Genomic DNA, 14,788 nt, shown 5'->3' with positions numbered 1-14,788 from the left:
TCCTTGCTCACCATCGTATCGCCGGCGTCGGCAACGCCCGCTTGATTATCCCATTCTCGCCTATTTATTTCCCAAATACAATATTATCCCGCCGACTACTTTGTGGTGGAAACCATAAGTCTTGCCTGGCGTTGCGCCTTGAAGTAGCGCCAGGCCACCAGGATGCCCAGGGTTTGCATGATGGCGCACAGGTAGAAGGTGCTGCCGATGCGCCAGTCTTGCGGCGGCAAGTGGCTCACTTCGCCGAGGATCATGCTGCCGAGCAAAGGCATGAAGATGATGCCCAGGCTGCTGATCGATTGCAAGGAGCCCATCAGTTCTCCCTGTTCGCTGGCGTTGGACGATTTCGAGATGATGCCTTGCAGCGCCGGTCCGGCGGCAAAGGCCAGCAGGTTGCACAGGATCAGCGCATACATCATCCAGCCCTGCGTCGCCAGGCCGTACAGCAGATAGGTGAGGGCGCCCGAGGCCATGCCCAGCAGGGACAGGCGCACTTCGCCGAAACGCTTGATGAGGATGCCCAGCAAGCCCGCCTGCACGACGGCCGCGCACAGGCCCACGCAGAACAGGGCGATGCCGTTCTGGCGCGGCGTCCAGTCGAAGCGGAAGTGCGTGTACAGCACCCAGGTGGTGTTGAGCATCATTTGTGCAAACGTCATCAGGCCGAAGGCCAGCACCAGGCCGCGGATTTCCACGCGGCGCACCAGCTTGAGCAGGGCGGCAAACGGGTTGATGCGCGCCAGGGTGAAGGGTGCGCGCGGACCCGGCTGCAGCGATTCGGGCACGCAGAAATAGCCGTAGATGAAATTGGCCGCCGACAGGCCCGCCGCCACGTAAAACGGCAGGTGCAGGTTGATCTCGCCCAGCAGGCCGCCCAGCATGGGGCCGCAAATGAAGCCCAGGCCGAAGGCGGCGCCGATCTTGCCGAAGCTCTTGGCGCGGTTGTCGTGCGTGGAGACGTCGGACGCATAGGCGGACGCGACCGACATGCTGGCCGACGAGACGCCGCCGATGATGCGGCCGATGAACAGGCATGCCAGGTTCGGCGCCCAGCCCGTGGCGAGAAAGTTGATGCCCATGCCGGCCATCGAATACAGCAGCACGGGGCGGCGTCCCACGCGGTCGCTGATGGCGCCCAGCATGGGCATGAAGATGAATTGCAGCAAGCCGAAGACGGCCGCCATGATGCCGTACCAGAATGCTTGCTCATCCTTGCCGTTGACAAAGTCGCCGATCAGGATGGGCAGCACGGGCACCACCAGGCCGATGCCCAGCATGTCGATGAAGACGCAGACGAGGATGAAATTGAGGTTGCCGGCGCGCGCGGGCGCGGCGGGCGATGACGGTGAATGGCTGTCGGGGCTGGTTTTGTCGGACATGCATGCTTTCGGCGCGCACCCCGCGCCGCCGTGCGGCGTGCGGAGTTCAGTTGTTGGCGTGGCGCCGGCGCGTGGCAGCTTCCTGCTGGCGCGCGGCGCGATAGCTGAGCCTTGCATTATAGACAGCGTGGGCCATGCTGGCTATCGCCACCCATGCTAGAGAGCAATTCCCCATTCGTCGGCAAAGGCGGCGCGGAAATCCGTCAGCACGGCCAGCCGCTGTTCGGCCAGCGCGCGGCCCGCCGCCGTCTGCATCTTGCCGGGTAGCTTGTCGAGCTTGGTGACGATGTGGTCGAGCGCGTAAGCCTTGTCGTCGAGCGGACGCTGCTGCGCCAGCGGGTCCGTGCCATGCGCCAGCGCGCTATCCATGCGCGCCGCCGTATAGAACAACCGCGCCAGTCCCACGGCGCCCAACGCATCGATGCGGTCGGCATCCTGCACGATTTGCGCTTCGAGCGTGTGCGGCGGCAAGTTGGCGGAAAAACTGTGCGTCTCGATGGCGTGGGCCACGCCGGCCAATTTTTCTGCCGGAAAATCCAGTTCCGCCAGCTGGCGGCAAGCCAGCGTTGCCGCCTGGCGCGAAGCCAGGTGGCGCTCGGGGTGGTTTTTGGGCAGGTTGACCAGGTCGTGCAGGTAGCAGGCGGCCATCACGGTGAGCGCATCCGCGTCCGCATGCTCTTGCAGCAGGACACTGGCATTGCGCCAGACGCGGTGCAGGTGGTTGAGGTCGTGGGCGCCGTCATCGCCCAGGCCGGCCGTAGCCAGCGCCAGCAGGCGTGGTTGCCATTGGGAAAGCAAAGAATGCATGTTCACAGTCGTAAAAAGCAGGGGCCGCCAGTGTGGCATAAAACGGCGCAGTGCGTGGCGGGGGCCGGCGTGCCGTATTTGCCACACGAATTGTATTTTTGAAAAGTATCAAGCCGTCGATGGCTCTTTTTTAGTGCATGTCAAATTTACATAAAGCAAGGGCTGCCAGTGCGGCGGGGGCCAGGCGCGCCGGCGTGCTGTATTCGCCACATAAATTGCATCTTTGAAAATCAAAAATCAGACGGTCGCTCTTTTTTAGTGCATGTAAAATTTACATGGGGTAACATTGCCGCACGGAAATTAGAGGCATAAGCTAATTGCTAGAAAATATTTGCAAAAACACACAAGTGGCGGCCATCCCCTGTTGGGTGACTCTGCCACGTCCAAGGCTTGCTTGCAGCGTGCCTTGGCCTGCGCCCCAGGCGAGTTAACGAAAGGAATATCATGAACACCATTTCCAGCGACACTGGCGCAACCGTTGCCAAGGCTGCCGAATACCTGGCCTTTACCCTGGGCCAGGAAGAATATGGCATCGACATCCAGAAAGTCAGCGAAATCCGCAGCTATGAAACGCCGACCCGCATCGCCAACGCGCCCGAGTTCGTCAAAGGCGTGGTCAACCTGCGCGGCATCATCGTGCCCATCGTCGACATGCGCATCAAGTTCAACCTGGGCACGCCCAGTTATGACCAGTTCACCGTCGTCATCATCCTCAATATCGGCAACCGCGTCGTCGGCATGGTCGTCGACCGCGTTTCCGACGTCACCACCCTGATGCCGGAACAGATCAAGCCGGCGCCGGACATGGGCCGTTCGATCAACACGGAATACGTGATCGGCCTGGGCACCATCGACGAGCGCATGCTGATCCTGGTCGATATCGACCAGTTGATGTCCAGCGCCGATATGGGCTTGATCGAAAAATTGGCAGCCTAGGCCGCCAGGAAAAGTCCAGGACGGCGTTGCATTGCCTCGCCGTACATTCGTACTGTCTTCGGCAACGCGCCTTGCCCTGAACATTTCCTGACACCCTAGTGCGAGAGGGTTTTTTAGAAACAATTGACCCCAAGCATTGTTTGCTTTTTCTGCAAGGCGCACGCTAGCGCATTTCCTGGCGCACGGTTCAGCCGAACCGTGCGCCAGTTTCACTTGAGTTTCACTTTTTACGCCCGTTTCGCCATGGCAGCCAGCCAGCGTCCGCCCTGAGCGGGAGCGCCAGCCGGCCGCCACGCCGGCATCCGGGTTTTTAGGACAGTCACATGAATTTATTACGCAACGTCAGCATCGGTGTCCGCCTGGGACTCGGTTTTGCCGTGATTTTGCTGTTTTCCATGCTCATTACGGGCATCAGCGTCTGGCGCTTGCACGACGTGGCCAGCGCCACGCGCGTCATGATGGAGCAGCCGCTGGCCAAGGAGCGCTATATTTCCGACTGGTATGGCCGCATCGACAGCGCCGTGCGCCGCACCATCGCCATTGCCCGCAGCAGCGATACCTCGCTGAGCGGCTATTTTGCCGAAGAATCGAAAGTCTCCTCGTCCAGCTCGGCCGAGCTGCAAAAGAAAATCGAGGCGCTGATCGACAAGCCGGAGGAAAAAGCCATGTTCGCGGGCTTGCTGGAGCAGCGCAAGGTGTATATCGGTTCGCGCGACCAGGTCTACAAGCTGAAGGGCGAAGCGCAGGTCGATGCCGCCAATGAAGTGTTTGAAAAGACCTTCGTGCCGGCCGCCGCCAAATACCAGAAGATGGTCTCGGACTTGCTGGAACACCAGCGCGCCACGATCGACGCCACCGCGCGCGAGATCGACGCCGTCGCCAATACCAGCCGCAACCTGATGCTGGTACTGGCCGCGCTGGCGCTGGCATTCGGCGTCGTCTGTGCCTGGGTCTTGACGATGGGCATCGTGCGCCCCCTGCGCACGGCCGTGGACATTGCCCGCAAGGTGGCTGATGGCGACTTGACGGCGCAGATCGACGCCAGCGCCAAAGATGAAACTGGGCAACTTTTGCTGGCCCTGAAGGACATGAACACGAGCTTGCTCAATATCGTGGGCGAAGTGCGCAGCGGCACGGACAGCATCGCGACGTCGTCGACGCAAATCGCCGCCGGCAACCAGGACCTGTCTTCCCGCACGGAAGAGCAGGCCGGTTCCCTGGAAGAAACGGCGTCGTCGATGGAAGAGCTGACCAGCACCGTGAAACAGAATGCGGACAATGCGCGCCAGGCGAACCAGTTGGCGGCCTCGGCTGCGCAAGTGGCCGTCAAGGGCGGCGCAGTCGTGGCGCAAGTGGTGGGCACGATGGAATCGATCAACGCTTCGTCGAACAAGATCGTCGACATCATTTCCGTCATCGACGGCATCGCCTTCCAGACGAACATTTTGGCCCTGAATGCGGCCGTGGAAGCGGCGCGCGCGGGCGAGCAGGGCCGCGGCTTTGCCGTCGTGGCGTCCGAAGTGCGCAACCTGGCCCAGCGTTCGGCGTCGGCGGCGAAAGAGATCAAGACCCTGATCGGTGCTTCCGTGGAGCAAGTCAACGCGGGCAGCATGCTGGTGGCGCAAGCCGGTTCGACCATGAACGATATCGTCGACAGCGTGCAGCGCGTGAGCGACATCATCACGGAAATCACGGCGGCGAGCAGCGAGCAAAGCGTGGGCATCGACGAGATCAACCGGGCCATCGGCCAGATGGATGCCGTGACGCAACAAAATGCGGCCCTGGTGGAAGAATCGGCGGCCGCCGCCGAATCGATGCAGCACCAGGCGCACAACCTGGCGCAAGTGGTCAGCGTCTTTAAACTCAATGGCCAGCAGGCCGGCGCCGGCGGCGTGAAGGGTGTGCAGAAACGCCAGGCAGCGCCGCAAACCACTTTGCGCATCGGCACGCGCTGATGCCGCCGCGGCTGCCTTGCGCAGCCGCAACCCCTTTTATATAGTCTGGTTCCGCTTTTTTAGGATATTCACATGAATTTGTTAAGAAACGTCAGTATTGGTGTGCGCCTCGGCCTGGGTTTTGCCGTGATTTTGCTGTTTTCCATGCTCATTACGGGCATCAGCGTGTGGCGCTTGCACGACGTGGCCATGGCCACGCGCACCATGATGGAGCTGCCGCTGGCGAAGGAACGCTATATTTCCGACTGGTATGCAAAGATCGATAGCGGCGTGCGCCGCACCACGGCCATCGCGCGCAGCAGCGACACGTCACTGGGCGCGTATTTTGCGGAAGAGGCCAAGCAATCGTCCGTCGTGTCGGGCGAATTGCAAAAGAAAATCGAAGCCTTGATTTCCAGCCCGGAAGAAAAGGAACTGTTCCGCCTGGTGAGCGAACAGCGCAAGGTCTACCTCGATTCGCGCGCGCAAGTGTCGAAGCTGAAGGCGGATGGACAGGAAGCCGAGGCAGAAAAGGCGTTCCAGGGCATCTTCGTGCCCGGTTCGACGAAATACCTGAAAGTGGTCAACGACATGCTGCAGCACCAGCGCGCCAGCATCGACACGACGGCGCGCGAGATCGACGAGGTCGCCAAGACGAGCCGCAACTTGCTGCTGACCCTGGCCGTGCTGGCGCTGGGCTTTGGCGTCGTCTGCGCCTGGCTGTTGACGACGGGCATCGTGCGCCCCCTGCGCACGGCCGTGGACATCGCCCGCAAGGTGGCCGATGGCGACTTGACGGCGCAGATCGACGCCAGCGCCAAAGATGAAACTGGGCAACTTTTGCTGGCCTTGAAGGACATGAACACGAGCTTGCTCAACATCGTCAGCGAAGTGCGCAGCGGCACGGACAGCATCGCGACGTCGTCGACGCAGATCGCCGCCGGCAACCAGGACCTGTCTTCCCGCACGGAAGAGCAGGCCGGTTCCCTGGAAGAAACGGCGTCGTCGATGGAAGAGCTGACTTCCACCGTGAAACAGAATGCGGACAATGCGCGCCAGGCGAACCAGTTGGCGGCCTCGGCGGCGCAAGTGGCCGTCAAGGGCGGCGCAGTGGTGGCGCAAGTGGTGGGCACGATGGAATCGATCAACGCTTCCTCGAACAAGATCGTCGATATCATTAGCGTGATCGATGGCATCGCCTTCCAGACGAACATCCTGGCCCTGAACGCGGCCGTGGAAGCGGCGCGCGCAGGCGAGCAGGGTCGCGGCTTTGCCGTCGTGGCGTCCGAAGTGCGCAACCTGGCGCAGCGTTCCGCATCGGCGGCGAAAGAGATCAAGACCCTGATCGGTGCTTCCGTGGAGCAAGTCAACGCGGGCAGCATGCTGGTGGCGCAAGCCGGTTCGACCATGAACGATATTGTCGACAGCGTGCAGCGCGTGAGCGACATCATCACGGAAATCACGGCGGCCAGCAGCGAGCAAAGCGTGGGCATCGACGAAATCAACCGGGCCATCGGCCAGATGGATGCCGTGACGCAACAAAATGCGGCCCTGGTGGAAGAGTCGGCGGCCGCCGCCGAATCGATGCAGCACCAGGCGCACAACCTGGCGCAAGTCGTCAGCGTCTTTAAACTCAATGGCCAGCAGGCCGGCGCCGGCGGCTTGAAGGCCGTGGGCGGCGGCAAGCGCCCGGCGGCCAAGGCGCCGCAAGAGGCATTGCAGATCGGCCGCGCCGCCTAAACGGCAAGGGGTGGAGGGTCTTCCTCCACCCAGCCGGCGATCGCCAGCTGCGACAGCCGGTCCGCCTCGCCATTGCGGTGACGCGGCAGCCAGCGCAGCGTTACATCGTGTAATTGTTCCAGCAGGGCCACTACGGTGGCCCTGTGTATTTCCAGTCCCTTGGCGCCTGCCGCCGTTCCCAATACATCGTTGATCACCACCTGGCTGTCGCCGTACAGCAGCAGTTGCGCGGGCGGCGGGCGCACGCCGAGTGCCGCCTGCAGCACGGCCGTCAGGGCCGCATATTCCGCATCGCTGCTGCTGCCATAACCGGCCGCCTCGCTCACTTCGATACGTTCGCCGTTCGGCCCCAGCAGCAGGGCGCCGATGCCCAGCTTGCCCGGATTCGGGTGGGCGGAGCCGTCGAACCAGCCGCGCCATGCCGAAGCGGGGCCAGCCAGCAGGCGCTTGGCCGCTTGTGCCTGCTGGCGGTCGCTGATCTTTTGCGCCTTGCGCTGCGCGTCGGCCGCGCGCGCCTGCGTCCGTGTCGCCAGCAGGGCGGCAAGGCCCTGCGTGCCTGCCGCCTGTTCCAGTATGCGCTGCAGCGCCGCGTCGCCGGCGATGCCTTCCAGCGCCGCCAGCCGGCGCGCCTGTATCCGCTCGCTCTTGAACGCTGCTGCCAGCAATGTTTCCAATTCCTCTTGCATGGGACTTTCCCTGTTCGTTGTGCCGCGAATCTACGCGAGTGCGGCGCGGACCGCAAGACAGGCTGCGCCTTTTTCGCCATGTCCGCTTGCGTCGCATAACGCGGAGTGATATAGTCTGCGTTATCAAATCAAGGAGAAAAAACATGACACAGCGCGTATTGATCATTGGTGCCGGCTTTGCCGGCTTGTGGAGTGCCCTGGCCGCCGTGCGCCGCCTGACGCTGGAAAACGTTGCGGCAGGCGACATCGAAGTGGCGCTGGTGGCGCCGGAAGCGGTGCTGACGATGCGCCCGCGCCTGTACGAGCCGGCGCCTGCCGGCATGGTGGCGCCGTTGCAGCAACTGTTCGACGACACGGGCGTGCGCTTCATCGCGGGCAAGGTCGAGACCATCCGCAGCGCCAGCGACGAGGTCGACATCGTGGCCGCCGACGGCAGCCGTTCGACCCTGGCCTACGACCGCCTGGTGCTGGCGGCGGGCAGCAGCCTGTTCCGGCCGGATATTCCGGGCCTGCAAGAATTTGCCTTCAGCACCGACCAGCGCGACGACGCGGTGGCGCTCGATGCGCACCTGCATGGCCTGGCTGGCCGGCCCGCATCGGCTGCGCGCAATACGGTCATCGTGGCCGGTGGCGGCTTCACGGGCATCGAGCTGGCGGCCGAACTGCCGGCCCGCCTGCGCGCCATCCTGGGGCAGGATGCCGAGATCAAGGTGATCATCGTCGAGCGGGCGCCCGACATCGGCCCCGACCTGGGACCGGGACCGCGTCCCGTGATCGAGCAGGCGCTGGCGGAGCTGGGCGTGGAATGCCGGCTCGGTTCAGCCGTCGCCGCCATCGACGGGGACGGCTTGACGACGGCCGATGGCGAGCGCATCGAGGCGGCCACCGTGGTGTGGACGGCGGGCGTGCGGGCCAGCGCGCTGACGGCGCAGATTCCCGGCGACAAGGATGCGGCGGGCCGCCTGCGGGTGGCGAACGACTTGCGCGTGCCTGCTGCCCCCAATGTGTTTGCCACGGGCGACGCGGCCGTCGCGGCCACGGACGACGCTGGCAATCACACGCTGATGAGTTGCCAGCACGCCATGTTCCTCGGACGTTCCTCGGGCGACAATGCCGTGGCAGACCTGCTGGGCCTGGCCACGCGGCCCTACCGCCAGCCGTATTATGTGACGTGCCTCGACCTGGGGGCGTGGGGCGCGGTCGTCACGCAGGGCTGGGAGCGCAAGGTGTGGATGACGGGCAGCGAAGGCAAGGCATTGAAGGTGGCCATCAATGGCAGCGTGATTTATCCGCCCGCCGACAGCGCGGCGGCGCTGGCGGCCGCCGATCCCGCGTTCGAGCTGTCGCTGTAGCCTTGCGGCTGCAAACGGGGAGTGCTACAGTCCCCGTTTTGCAACGGAGGAATGGCATCATGGCACATTATGGAAGCGGCACCGAGTATGGCTTGCATTGCCTGCTGTATCTGGCGCAGCCGCTTGCCGAGCCTGCCAGCAGCCGCGACCTGGCGGAGTTGCAGGGCATTTCCGTCTCTTTCCTGGCAAAAATCTTTCCCAAGCTGGAAAAGGCGGGCATCGTGACGGCGTCGGAAGGCATACGCGGCGGCTACCAGCTGGCGCGCCCCGCGGGCGAGATCAGCGTGCTCGACGTGGTGGATGCCATCGAGGGGCCGAAACCGCTGTTCGATTGCCAGCAGATCCGCAGCCGCTGCACCCTGTATGAAGGCGAGCCGCCCGGCTGGATGACCAGCGGCGTGTGCGGCATCCATGCCTTGATGCTGCGCGCCGAGAAAAGCATGCGCGCCGAGCTGGCCAAGACGACCCTGGCGGACCTGGCGCAAGGCGTGGGCAGTGCGGCGCCGGCCGGCTTTGGCGAGGATTTGCAGGGCTGGTTCAGCGGCCGCGTGCAGGTGCGCAGCGAAGCGCGCATCGCCGCCGTGCGCGGACCGAAGCCGTGCCGCGTCAAGGGCGATGCCGTCTGACGCCAGCGATCTTACGGCTTCAATAGCATGGTATCGACGAGGCTGCCGATCCAGCACGCCACCAGCACGCCCACGGCCACCGTCATGGCGGGGCCGTCATGGGCCGACAGCGCATCGACTTTTTCCACGATCAGCTGCACGTCGAGGGGCAGGGCGCCGCTGTCGATCTGTGCCATAACTTGATCCAATCGTGCCATGATCTGGCGTAATACGAGCACCAGCGCGACGAGGGCGGGCACGAGGAACAGGCAGCCGCGCGCCTTGCGTTTTAATAAGAAATGCCCGCTGCCGGGAAACACGAGGCCCGACAGCAGCAGGGCCTGCGTGCGTTTGGATATGGATGAAGGTGAGGGGGAGCCGCTCATGCGTGCCTTGTGTAGGGGTAAGAGCGGCCCATCATACTATTGCCAGCCGAATTTGCGCAGGTACACGCGTTTCATGAACGTCGTCAGCAGGGTGTAGCAGACGAGGATGCCCAGCAGCCAGGGGAAGTAGCCCAATGGCAAGGCTTGCAGCTTGAAGTAGGTCGCCAGCGGTCCCATCGGCAGGAATACGCCCACGGCCATGATCAGGGTCGTGGCCACCAGCAGGGGCACGGAAGCGATACTGTCGATGAAGGGCAGCTTGGGCGTGCGGATCAGGTGCACGATCAGGGTTTGCGTCAACAGCCCCACGACGAACCAGCCGGACTGGAACAGGGTTTGCTGTTCCGGGGTATTCGCGCCAAATACATGCCACATCAGGATAAACGTGCTGATGTCGAAGATCGAGCTGATGGGGCCGAAAAACACCATGAAGCGGCCGATGTCGCGCGGGTTCCAGCTCAGCGGCTGCTGGATCAGTTCGGCGTCGACATTGTCGAACGGGATGGCGATCTGCGACACGTCGTACAGCAGGTTTTGCACCAGCAAGTGCAGCGGCAGCATGGGCAGGAACGGCAGGAAGGCGCTGGCCACCAGCACGGAAAACACATTGCCGAAGTTCGAGCTGGCCGTCATGCGAATGTATTTGAGCATGTTGCTGAAGGTGCGGCGGCCTTCCAGCACGCCTTCTTCCAGCACCATCAGGCTCTTTTCCAGCAAAATGATGTCGGCCGCTTCCTTGGCGATATCGACGGCGGAATCGACGGAAATGCCGATATCGGCCGCGCGCAGGGCGGGCGCGTCGTTGATGCCGTCGCCCATGAAGCCGACGATGTGGCCATTGCCGCGCAGGGCGCGCACGAGGCGCTCCTTGTGCAGCGGGCTGAGCTTGGCAAACACCGTGTTGTCCTCGGCCGCTTTCGCCAGGGTCGCGTCATCCATGTCGTCCAGTTGCGGACCTTGCAGCACGCCATGCACGGCCAGGCCCACTTCGCGGCAAATCTTCGCCGTCACGAGGTGGTTGTCGCCCGTCAACACTTTCACGGTCACGCCGTGTTCCGCCAGCGCGCGCAGGGCGGGCGCCGTCGATTCCTTCGGCGGATCGAGGAAAGCGACATAGCCGATCAGCGTGAGCGCCGTTTCATCGGCCACGCCGTACACGGTTTTATGGGGCGGCACTTCCTTGACGGCCACGGCCACCACGCGCAAACCTTCCGCATTCAGGCCATGCGTGGTTTCCAGCACCTTGTCCAGCAGAGCCGCATCGAGGGGAATATTCACGCCGCCCAGGCGCAGGTGGCTGCAGGCGGCGAGGATTTCCTCGACGGCGCCCTTGCAGATCAATTCATGGTGGTCATTCTTTTCGGAAACGACGACGGACATGCGGCGGCGCACGAAATCGAAGGGGATTTCATCGACTTTCACGTAATCGCGCGCCAGCTGCATTTCCGTCTGCAATTCCACGTGGTCGAGCACGGCGCGGTCCAGCAGGTTTTTGAGGCCCGTCTGGTAGTGGCTGTTCAAATAGGCGAATTGCAGCACTTCATCGGATTGCTGGCCGAACACGTCGGTGTGGCGCTCGAGCACGATCTTGTCCTGCGTCAAGGTGCCCGTCTTGTCCGTGCACAACACGTCCATGGCGCCGAAGTTCTGGATGGCGTCCAGGCGCTTGACGACGACTTTCTTTTTCGACAGTTTCACGGCGCCCTTGGCCAGGGTGCTGGTGACGATCATGGGCAGCATTTCCGGCGTCAGGCCGACAGCCACGGACAGGGCGAACAGGAACGCTTCCATCCAGTCGCCCTTGGTCCAGCCGTTGATCAGGAAGACCAGCGGCGCCATCACGAGGGCGAAGCGGATCAAGAGCCAGCTGACGCTGTTCACGCCCGCCTCAAACGCCGTGGGCGTGCGTTCGGTGGCCGTCACGCGCGTGGCGATGGTGCCGAAATAGGTGCGGTTGCCCGTAGCCAATACCAGCGCCGTGGCGGCGCCCGAGATCACGTTCGTACCCATGAACAGCAGATTGGCCAGTTCCATGGGATCTTTGCCATGGGCGTCGGCCAGCTCGGCCATCTTTTCCACCGGCAAGGATTCGCCCGTCATGGCGGCCTGGCTGACGAACAGGTCTTTCGCGGACAGCAGGCGGCAATCGGCGGGGATCATGTCGCCTGCCGACAGCACGATGATGTCGCCCTGCACCAGCTGGCGGATCGGCAGCTCGACTTGCTGGCCATTGCGCAGCACGGTGGCGGTATTGCTGACCATGGCTTTCAGGCGCTCGGCGGCCCGGTTCGAGCGGCCTTCCTGCACGAAACGCAGCAGGGTCGACAAGATCACCATGGTGCCGATGACGATGGTTGCCTTCGGGTCTTCCGTCAGGTAGGAAACGATGGCCAGCACGGTGAGCAGCAGGTTGAACGGATTCTTGTAGCACAGCCACAGGTGCTGGTACCAGGCCAGCGGTTTTTCATGCTCGACCTCGTTCGGACCCGTTTGCGCGCCGATCACTTGTGCTTCGGCATCGCGCAAGCCTTCCAGGCGCGTGTGCAGGCGGTTCAGGGCGCTATCGAGGTCTTCATGGGCGGCAGCCAGCAACTGGCGCGCCAGGTGGTCGGGCACGGGGCGGGCCGTGCTGTTTTCCAGCGGCATGGCGCGGCGGCGGAAGTTGCCTGCCGTATGGCGCTTGCGCAGGAACGATTCGAATAAGCGGGTGAAGAGATTCATTGCTCTTCCTTTCACGACGAGGTGTTGACGGGCGGCGCAGCCGCAGGCAAGACTTGCGTGCCGCCAAAGCACGATAGTGCTGGCGGGCAATCCGGGTCAGTAGCCGGTCGCGATCGGAAAGAGGGGGGAGAGGCGTGCGACCGTACTGGCCGCGCGAGACACCGCACCTTGCTCAGCAAGGCACGGAGGAAAGAGAGTTCCGCGTTGCTTGCTGTTTAGCTGCCGAGGCAATCGCCGATACAAGATCGGCTACTGTCACTAGAACAAGTACCCACGTGGGACTCCGTAAATGAATAATGGGGGCATCTTATGCACATGCTGCAAGAGTGTCAACTGAAGAAATCTTAGGTTTCCAAAGTGTAATGTGACTGTGGCAGGCCGCATGCTCAGCCATGTTGCGTGGCCATCGCCAGCGAATCGGACAATATCTGCCACAGCGCCGCATGACGCTGCTGCAGCGCGGCGCCGCCCGCGTAGATCAGCTCCACGTGCAGGCTGTCGACGATGCCCAGGTAGGCTTGCGCATACAGGTCGACGCGCTGCGGCGATAACGTGGGCGCGAGACGGGCCAGGCTCTGCACGTAATACCGCTGCAGCTGCGCCAGCAAGGCTTCGTAGCCCGTGCCCACTTCCACGCGCAGGGGCGCGGGCGGCAAATACGCCGTGCGCAGCAGAAAGCGCAAATGGGCCGAGTCCGCATAGCGCTGCGCCATGCGGTCGCAGTACAGGGCGCCGGCTTGCTGGCCGCCGGGCGCCGCCAGCGCCGCTTCGTCGGCGAAGCAGCTGTCCATGAAGGCTTGCTCTTCGGCCAGGGCGTCGGCAAACACGTCGAGGAAGAGGGCGTCCTTGCCGGCGAAGTGCGAATACAGCGACGCCTTGCGCATGCCCGCCTGCGCGGCGATGTCGCTGAGGGACGAAGCGTCGTAGCCGTGTTCCGAAAAGTGGACGACGGCGACGGCACAGATGTTATCGGCCGAGGCCGAGCGTTTTTTCATCATGGGGGTGATATGGGGTGAGGCGTCAGTGCGCTCCCAGGCTGCTGGCATGGACCGGATGGACGCGCGCAGTGGCCAGGGTCAGCCATGATACCAGCAGGCCGGCCACGGTCAAGAGCAGCAGCCACGGCAGCGGCCCCCATTCGGACAGGCTGGCCGCCAGCGGCGTGGCCAGCGACGACAAGGTCATCTGGATGGCGCCCAGCAGGGCGGCCGTGGAACCGAGCGCGCGCTGCTGGGAACCCATGGCCATGGCCATCAGCGCCGCTTCCGCGATGCCCAGGCCAAACAGGGCCACGAACATGCCTGGCACGACGGCGGCGATGCCTGCTCCCGCCCAGGCGCCGAGCAGCGCCAGCCCCGCGCCGCCCAGCATGGCCGCGCTGCCCGCCACGCAAAGGCGCGCCACGCCGTGCTTTTCCACCAGGCGGCCGCTGGCCATGGCGCCCAGCAGCACGGCCACGCCCGTGGCGCCGAAGACGAGGCCGAAGCTGCCTGCGGACAGGCCGAAATCGCGCTGGTACACGAGCGACGCTCCGCCGATATAGGCAAACAGGAAAAAGAAAGTGGCGGACAGGGCCAGCGCGGGCAGCAGGAAGGCGCGGTCCAGCGCGATGCGCGCATACGTGCGGTGCATGCCGCGCGGCGCGACGCGCCGGGCCGCTGGCAGGGTTTCTGGCAGGAACAGCGCGCTATTGAGCAAGGTCAAGAGACCTAGCGCAGCCAGGGCCAGCATCACGGCGCGCCAGCCGTAATGCGCGTCGAGCAAGCCGCCCACGGCGGGCGCCAGCACGGGCGCCAGGCCGACGATGGTCATCAAGAGGGCAAACAGCTGCGCCGCTTTGACGCCATCGGCCACGTCGCGCACCATGCTCATCACCACGACCAGGGTCAGCGCGGCGCCCATGCCTTGCAGCAAGCGCGCCAGCAGCAGGGTGCTCAATTGATCCGCCTGCGACGCCCACACGGCGGCAAGAATGTACACGGCGATGCCGGCCAGCAGCGGACGGCGCCGGCCCAGCATGTCGGTGAGCGGTCCGCACAGCAATTGCCCGCCGCCCAGGGCGAGCAGGAAAACCGTCAGGCTTAGCTGCACGTTCGCATACGAGGTGTGCAGCTCGCGCGCCATGGCGGGCATCGAGGCCAGGTACATGTCGATGCCGGCCGGGCCGAGCACGGCCACCAGGGCCAGGGAAGCCGCCAGCCCGAGACTGGCGGCGGGGAGAGGGGTTTGCTGCTGCATTGCG

General features: G+C 63.7%; 12 protein-coding genes. 5 read left to right on the top strand and 7 right to left on the bottom strand.

All coding sequences use genetic code 11. The features are described 5' to 3' along the window. Nucleotides 1-95: 95 nt before the first annotated feature. Together CLU94_RS01695 and CLU94_RS01690 are read right to left on the bottom strand one after the other, a co-directional pair. Nucleotides 96-1,379, bottom strand: a complete 1,284-nt coding sequence (locus CLU94_RS01695; RefSeq protein WP_099664352.1) for a TCR/Tet family MFS transporter — start codon at nt 1,377-1,379, stop codon at nt 96-98. A 156-nt stretch (nt 1,380-1,535) separates the two neighbouring features. Further along, complete coding sequence (locus CLU94_RS01690; protein ID WP_099664351.1) at nt 1,536-2,186, bottom strand: HD domain-containing protein; 651 nt, start codon at nt 2,184-2,186, stop codon at nt 1,536-1,538. A gap of 444 nt (nt 2,187-2,630) precedes the next feature. Between CLU94_RS01690 and CLU94_RS01685 the strand changes: the two genes are divergently transcribed. The 3 genes from CLU94_RS01685 to CLU94_RS01675 all read left to right on the top strand — a co-directional run bounded on the left by CLU94_RS01685 (nt 2,631) and on the right by CLU94_RS01675 (nt 6,796). Further along, nucleotides 2,631-3,122 carry a chemotaxis protein CheW gene (locus tag CLU94_RS01685; RefSeq protein WP_035818113.1) on the top strand — a complete coding sequence of 164 codons (492 nt, stop codon included), beginning with the start codon at nt 2,631-2,633 and terminating at the stop codon, nt 3,120-3,122. A gap of 323 nt (nt 3,123-3,445) precedes the next feature. Beyond that, nucleotides 3,446-5,077, top strand: coding sequence for a methyl-accepting chemotaxis protein (locus CLU94_RS01680; protein WP_099664350.1), 1,632 nt, complete (start codon nt 3,446-3,448; stop codon nt 5,075-5,077). A 72-nt stretch (nt 5,078-5,149) separates the two neighbouring features. After that, entirely contained in the window at nt 5,150-6,796 is a 1,647-nt protein-coding gene (locus CLU94_RS01675) for a methyl-accepting chemotaxis protein (RefSeq protein WP_099664349.1), read from the top strand. Here the strand turns inward: CLU94_RS01675 and CLU94_RS01670 are convergent. Next, a complete protein-coding gene (locus CLU94_RS01670; RefSeq protein WP_099664348.1) occupies nt 6,793-7,482 on the bottom strand; it encodes a ribonuclease HI family protein in 690 nt (229 codons plus the stop codon). The genes CLU94_RS01675 and CLU94_RS01670 overlap by 4 nt on opposite strands. Nucleotides 7,483-7,625: 143 nt before the next feature. Between CLU94_RS01670 and CLU94_RS01665 the strand changes: the two genes are divergently transcribed. Together CLU94_RS01665 and CLU94_RS01660 are read left to right on the top strand one after the other, a co-directional pair. Continuing rightward, a complete protein-coding gene (locus CLU94_RS01665; protein WP_099664347.1) occupies nt 7,626-8,834 on the top strand; it encodes an NAD(P)/FAD-dependent oxidoreductase in 1,209 nt (402 codons plus the stop codon). A 59-nt stretch (nt 8,835-8,893) separates the two neighbouring features. Further along, nucleotides 8,894-9,460: an RrF2 family transcriptional regulator gene (locus CLU94_RS01660; protein ID WP_099664346.1), complete on the top strand. Its 567-nt coding sequence runs from the start codon at nt 8,894-8,896 to the stop codon at nt 9,458-9,460. An 11-nt stretch (nt 9,461-9,471) separates the two neighbouring features. Here CLU94_RS01660 and CLU94_RS01655 read toward each other — a convergent pair whose 3' ends face one another. The 4 genes from CLU94_RS01655 to CLU94_RS01640 all read right to left on the bottom strand — a co-directional run bounded on the left by CLU94_RS01655 (nt 9,472) and on the right by CLU94_RS01640 (nt 14,784). Then, entirely contained in the window at nt 9,472-9,825 is a 354-nt protein-coding gene (locus tag CLU94_RS01655; RefSeq protein WP_099664345.1) for a DUF6677 family protein, read from the bottom strand. 36 nt (nt 9,826-9,861) lie between these two features. Then, nucleotides 9,862-12,546, bottom strand: coding sequence for a magnesium-translocating P-type ATPase (mgtA, locus tag CLU94_RS01650; RefSeq protein WP_099664344.1), 2,685 nt, complete (start codon nt 12,544-12,546; stop codon nt 9,862-9,864). A 386-nt stretch (nt 12,547-12,932) separates the two neighbouring features. Further along, nucleotides 12,933-13,544, bottom strand: coding sequence for a TetR/AcrR family transcriptional regulator (locus CLU94_RS01645; RefSeq protein ID WP_099664343.1), 612 nt, complete (start codon nt 13,542-13,544; stop codon nt 12,933-12,935). A 22-nt stretch (nt 13,545-13,566) separates the two neighbouring features. Beyond that, nucleotides 13,567-14,784: a Bcr/CflA family efflux MFS transporter gene (locus CLU94_RS01640; protein ID WP_099664342.1), complete on the bottom strand. Its 1,218-nt coding sequence runs from the start codon at nt 14,782-14,784 to the stop codon at nt 13,567-13,569. Nucleotides 14,785-14,788 lie beyond the last annotated feature (4 nt).

This window comes from Janthinobacterium sp. 13 (assembly GCF_002749695.1).
Lineage (GTDB): Bacteria > Pseudomonadota > Gammaproteobacteria > Burkholderiales > Burkholderiaceae_D > Janthinobacterium > Janthinobacterium kumbetense.
This window is presented reverse-complemented; position numbering and strand designations above follow the sequence as displayed.

Coding starts and splice junctions, on each gene's coding strand:
- CLU94_RS01665 (WP_099664347.1), top strand. CDS start 7,626: ATGACACAGCGCGTATTGATCATTGGTGCCGGCTTTGCCGGCTTGTGG.
- CLU94_RS01690 (WP_099664351.1), bottom strand. CDS start 2,186: ATGCATTCTTTGCTTTCCCAATGGCAACCACGCCTGCTGGCGCTGGCT.
- CLU94_RS01660 (WP_099664346.1), top strand. CDS start 8,894: ATGGCACATTATGGAAGCGGCACCGAGTATGGCTTGCATTGCCTGCTG.
- CLU94_RS01675 (WP_099664349.1), top strand. CDS start 5,150: ATGAATTTGTTAAGAAACGTCAGTATTGGTGTGCGCCTCGGCCTGGGT.
- CLU94_RS01670 (WP_099664348.1), bottom strand. CDS start 7,482: ATGCAAGAGGAATTGGAAACATTGCTGGCAGCAGCGTTCAAGAGCGAG.
- CLU94_RS01695 (WP_099664352.1), bottom strand. CDS start 1,379: ATGTCCGACAAAACCAGCCCCGACAGCCATTCACCGTCATCGCCCGCC.
- CLU94_RS01685 (WP_035818113.1), top strand. CDS start 2,631: ATGAACACCATTTCCAGCGACACTGGCGCAACCGTTGCCAAGGCTGCC.
- CLU94_RS01655 (WP_099664345.1), bottom strand. CDS start 9,825: ATGAGCGGCTCCCCCTCACCTTCATCCATATCCAAACGCACGCAGGCC.
- mgtA (WP_099664344.1), bottom strand. CDS start 12,546: ATGAATCTCTTCACCCGCTTATTCGAATCGTTCCTGCGCAAGCGCCAT.
- CLU94_RS01640 (WP_099664342.1), bottom strand. CDS start 14,784: ATGCAGCAGCAAACCCCTCTCCCCGCCGCCAGTCTCGGGCTGGCGGCT.
- CLU94_RS01645 (WP_099664343.1), bottom strand. CDS start 13,544: ATGATGAAAAAACGCTCGGCCTCGGCCGATAACATCTGTGCCGTCGCC.
- CLU94_RS01680 (WP_099664350.1), top strand. CDS start 3,446: ATGAATTTATTACGCAACGTCAGCATCGGTGTCCGCCTGGGACTCGGT.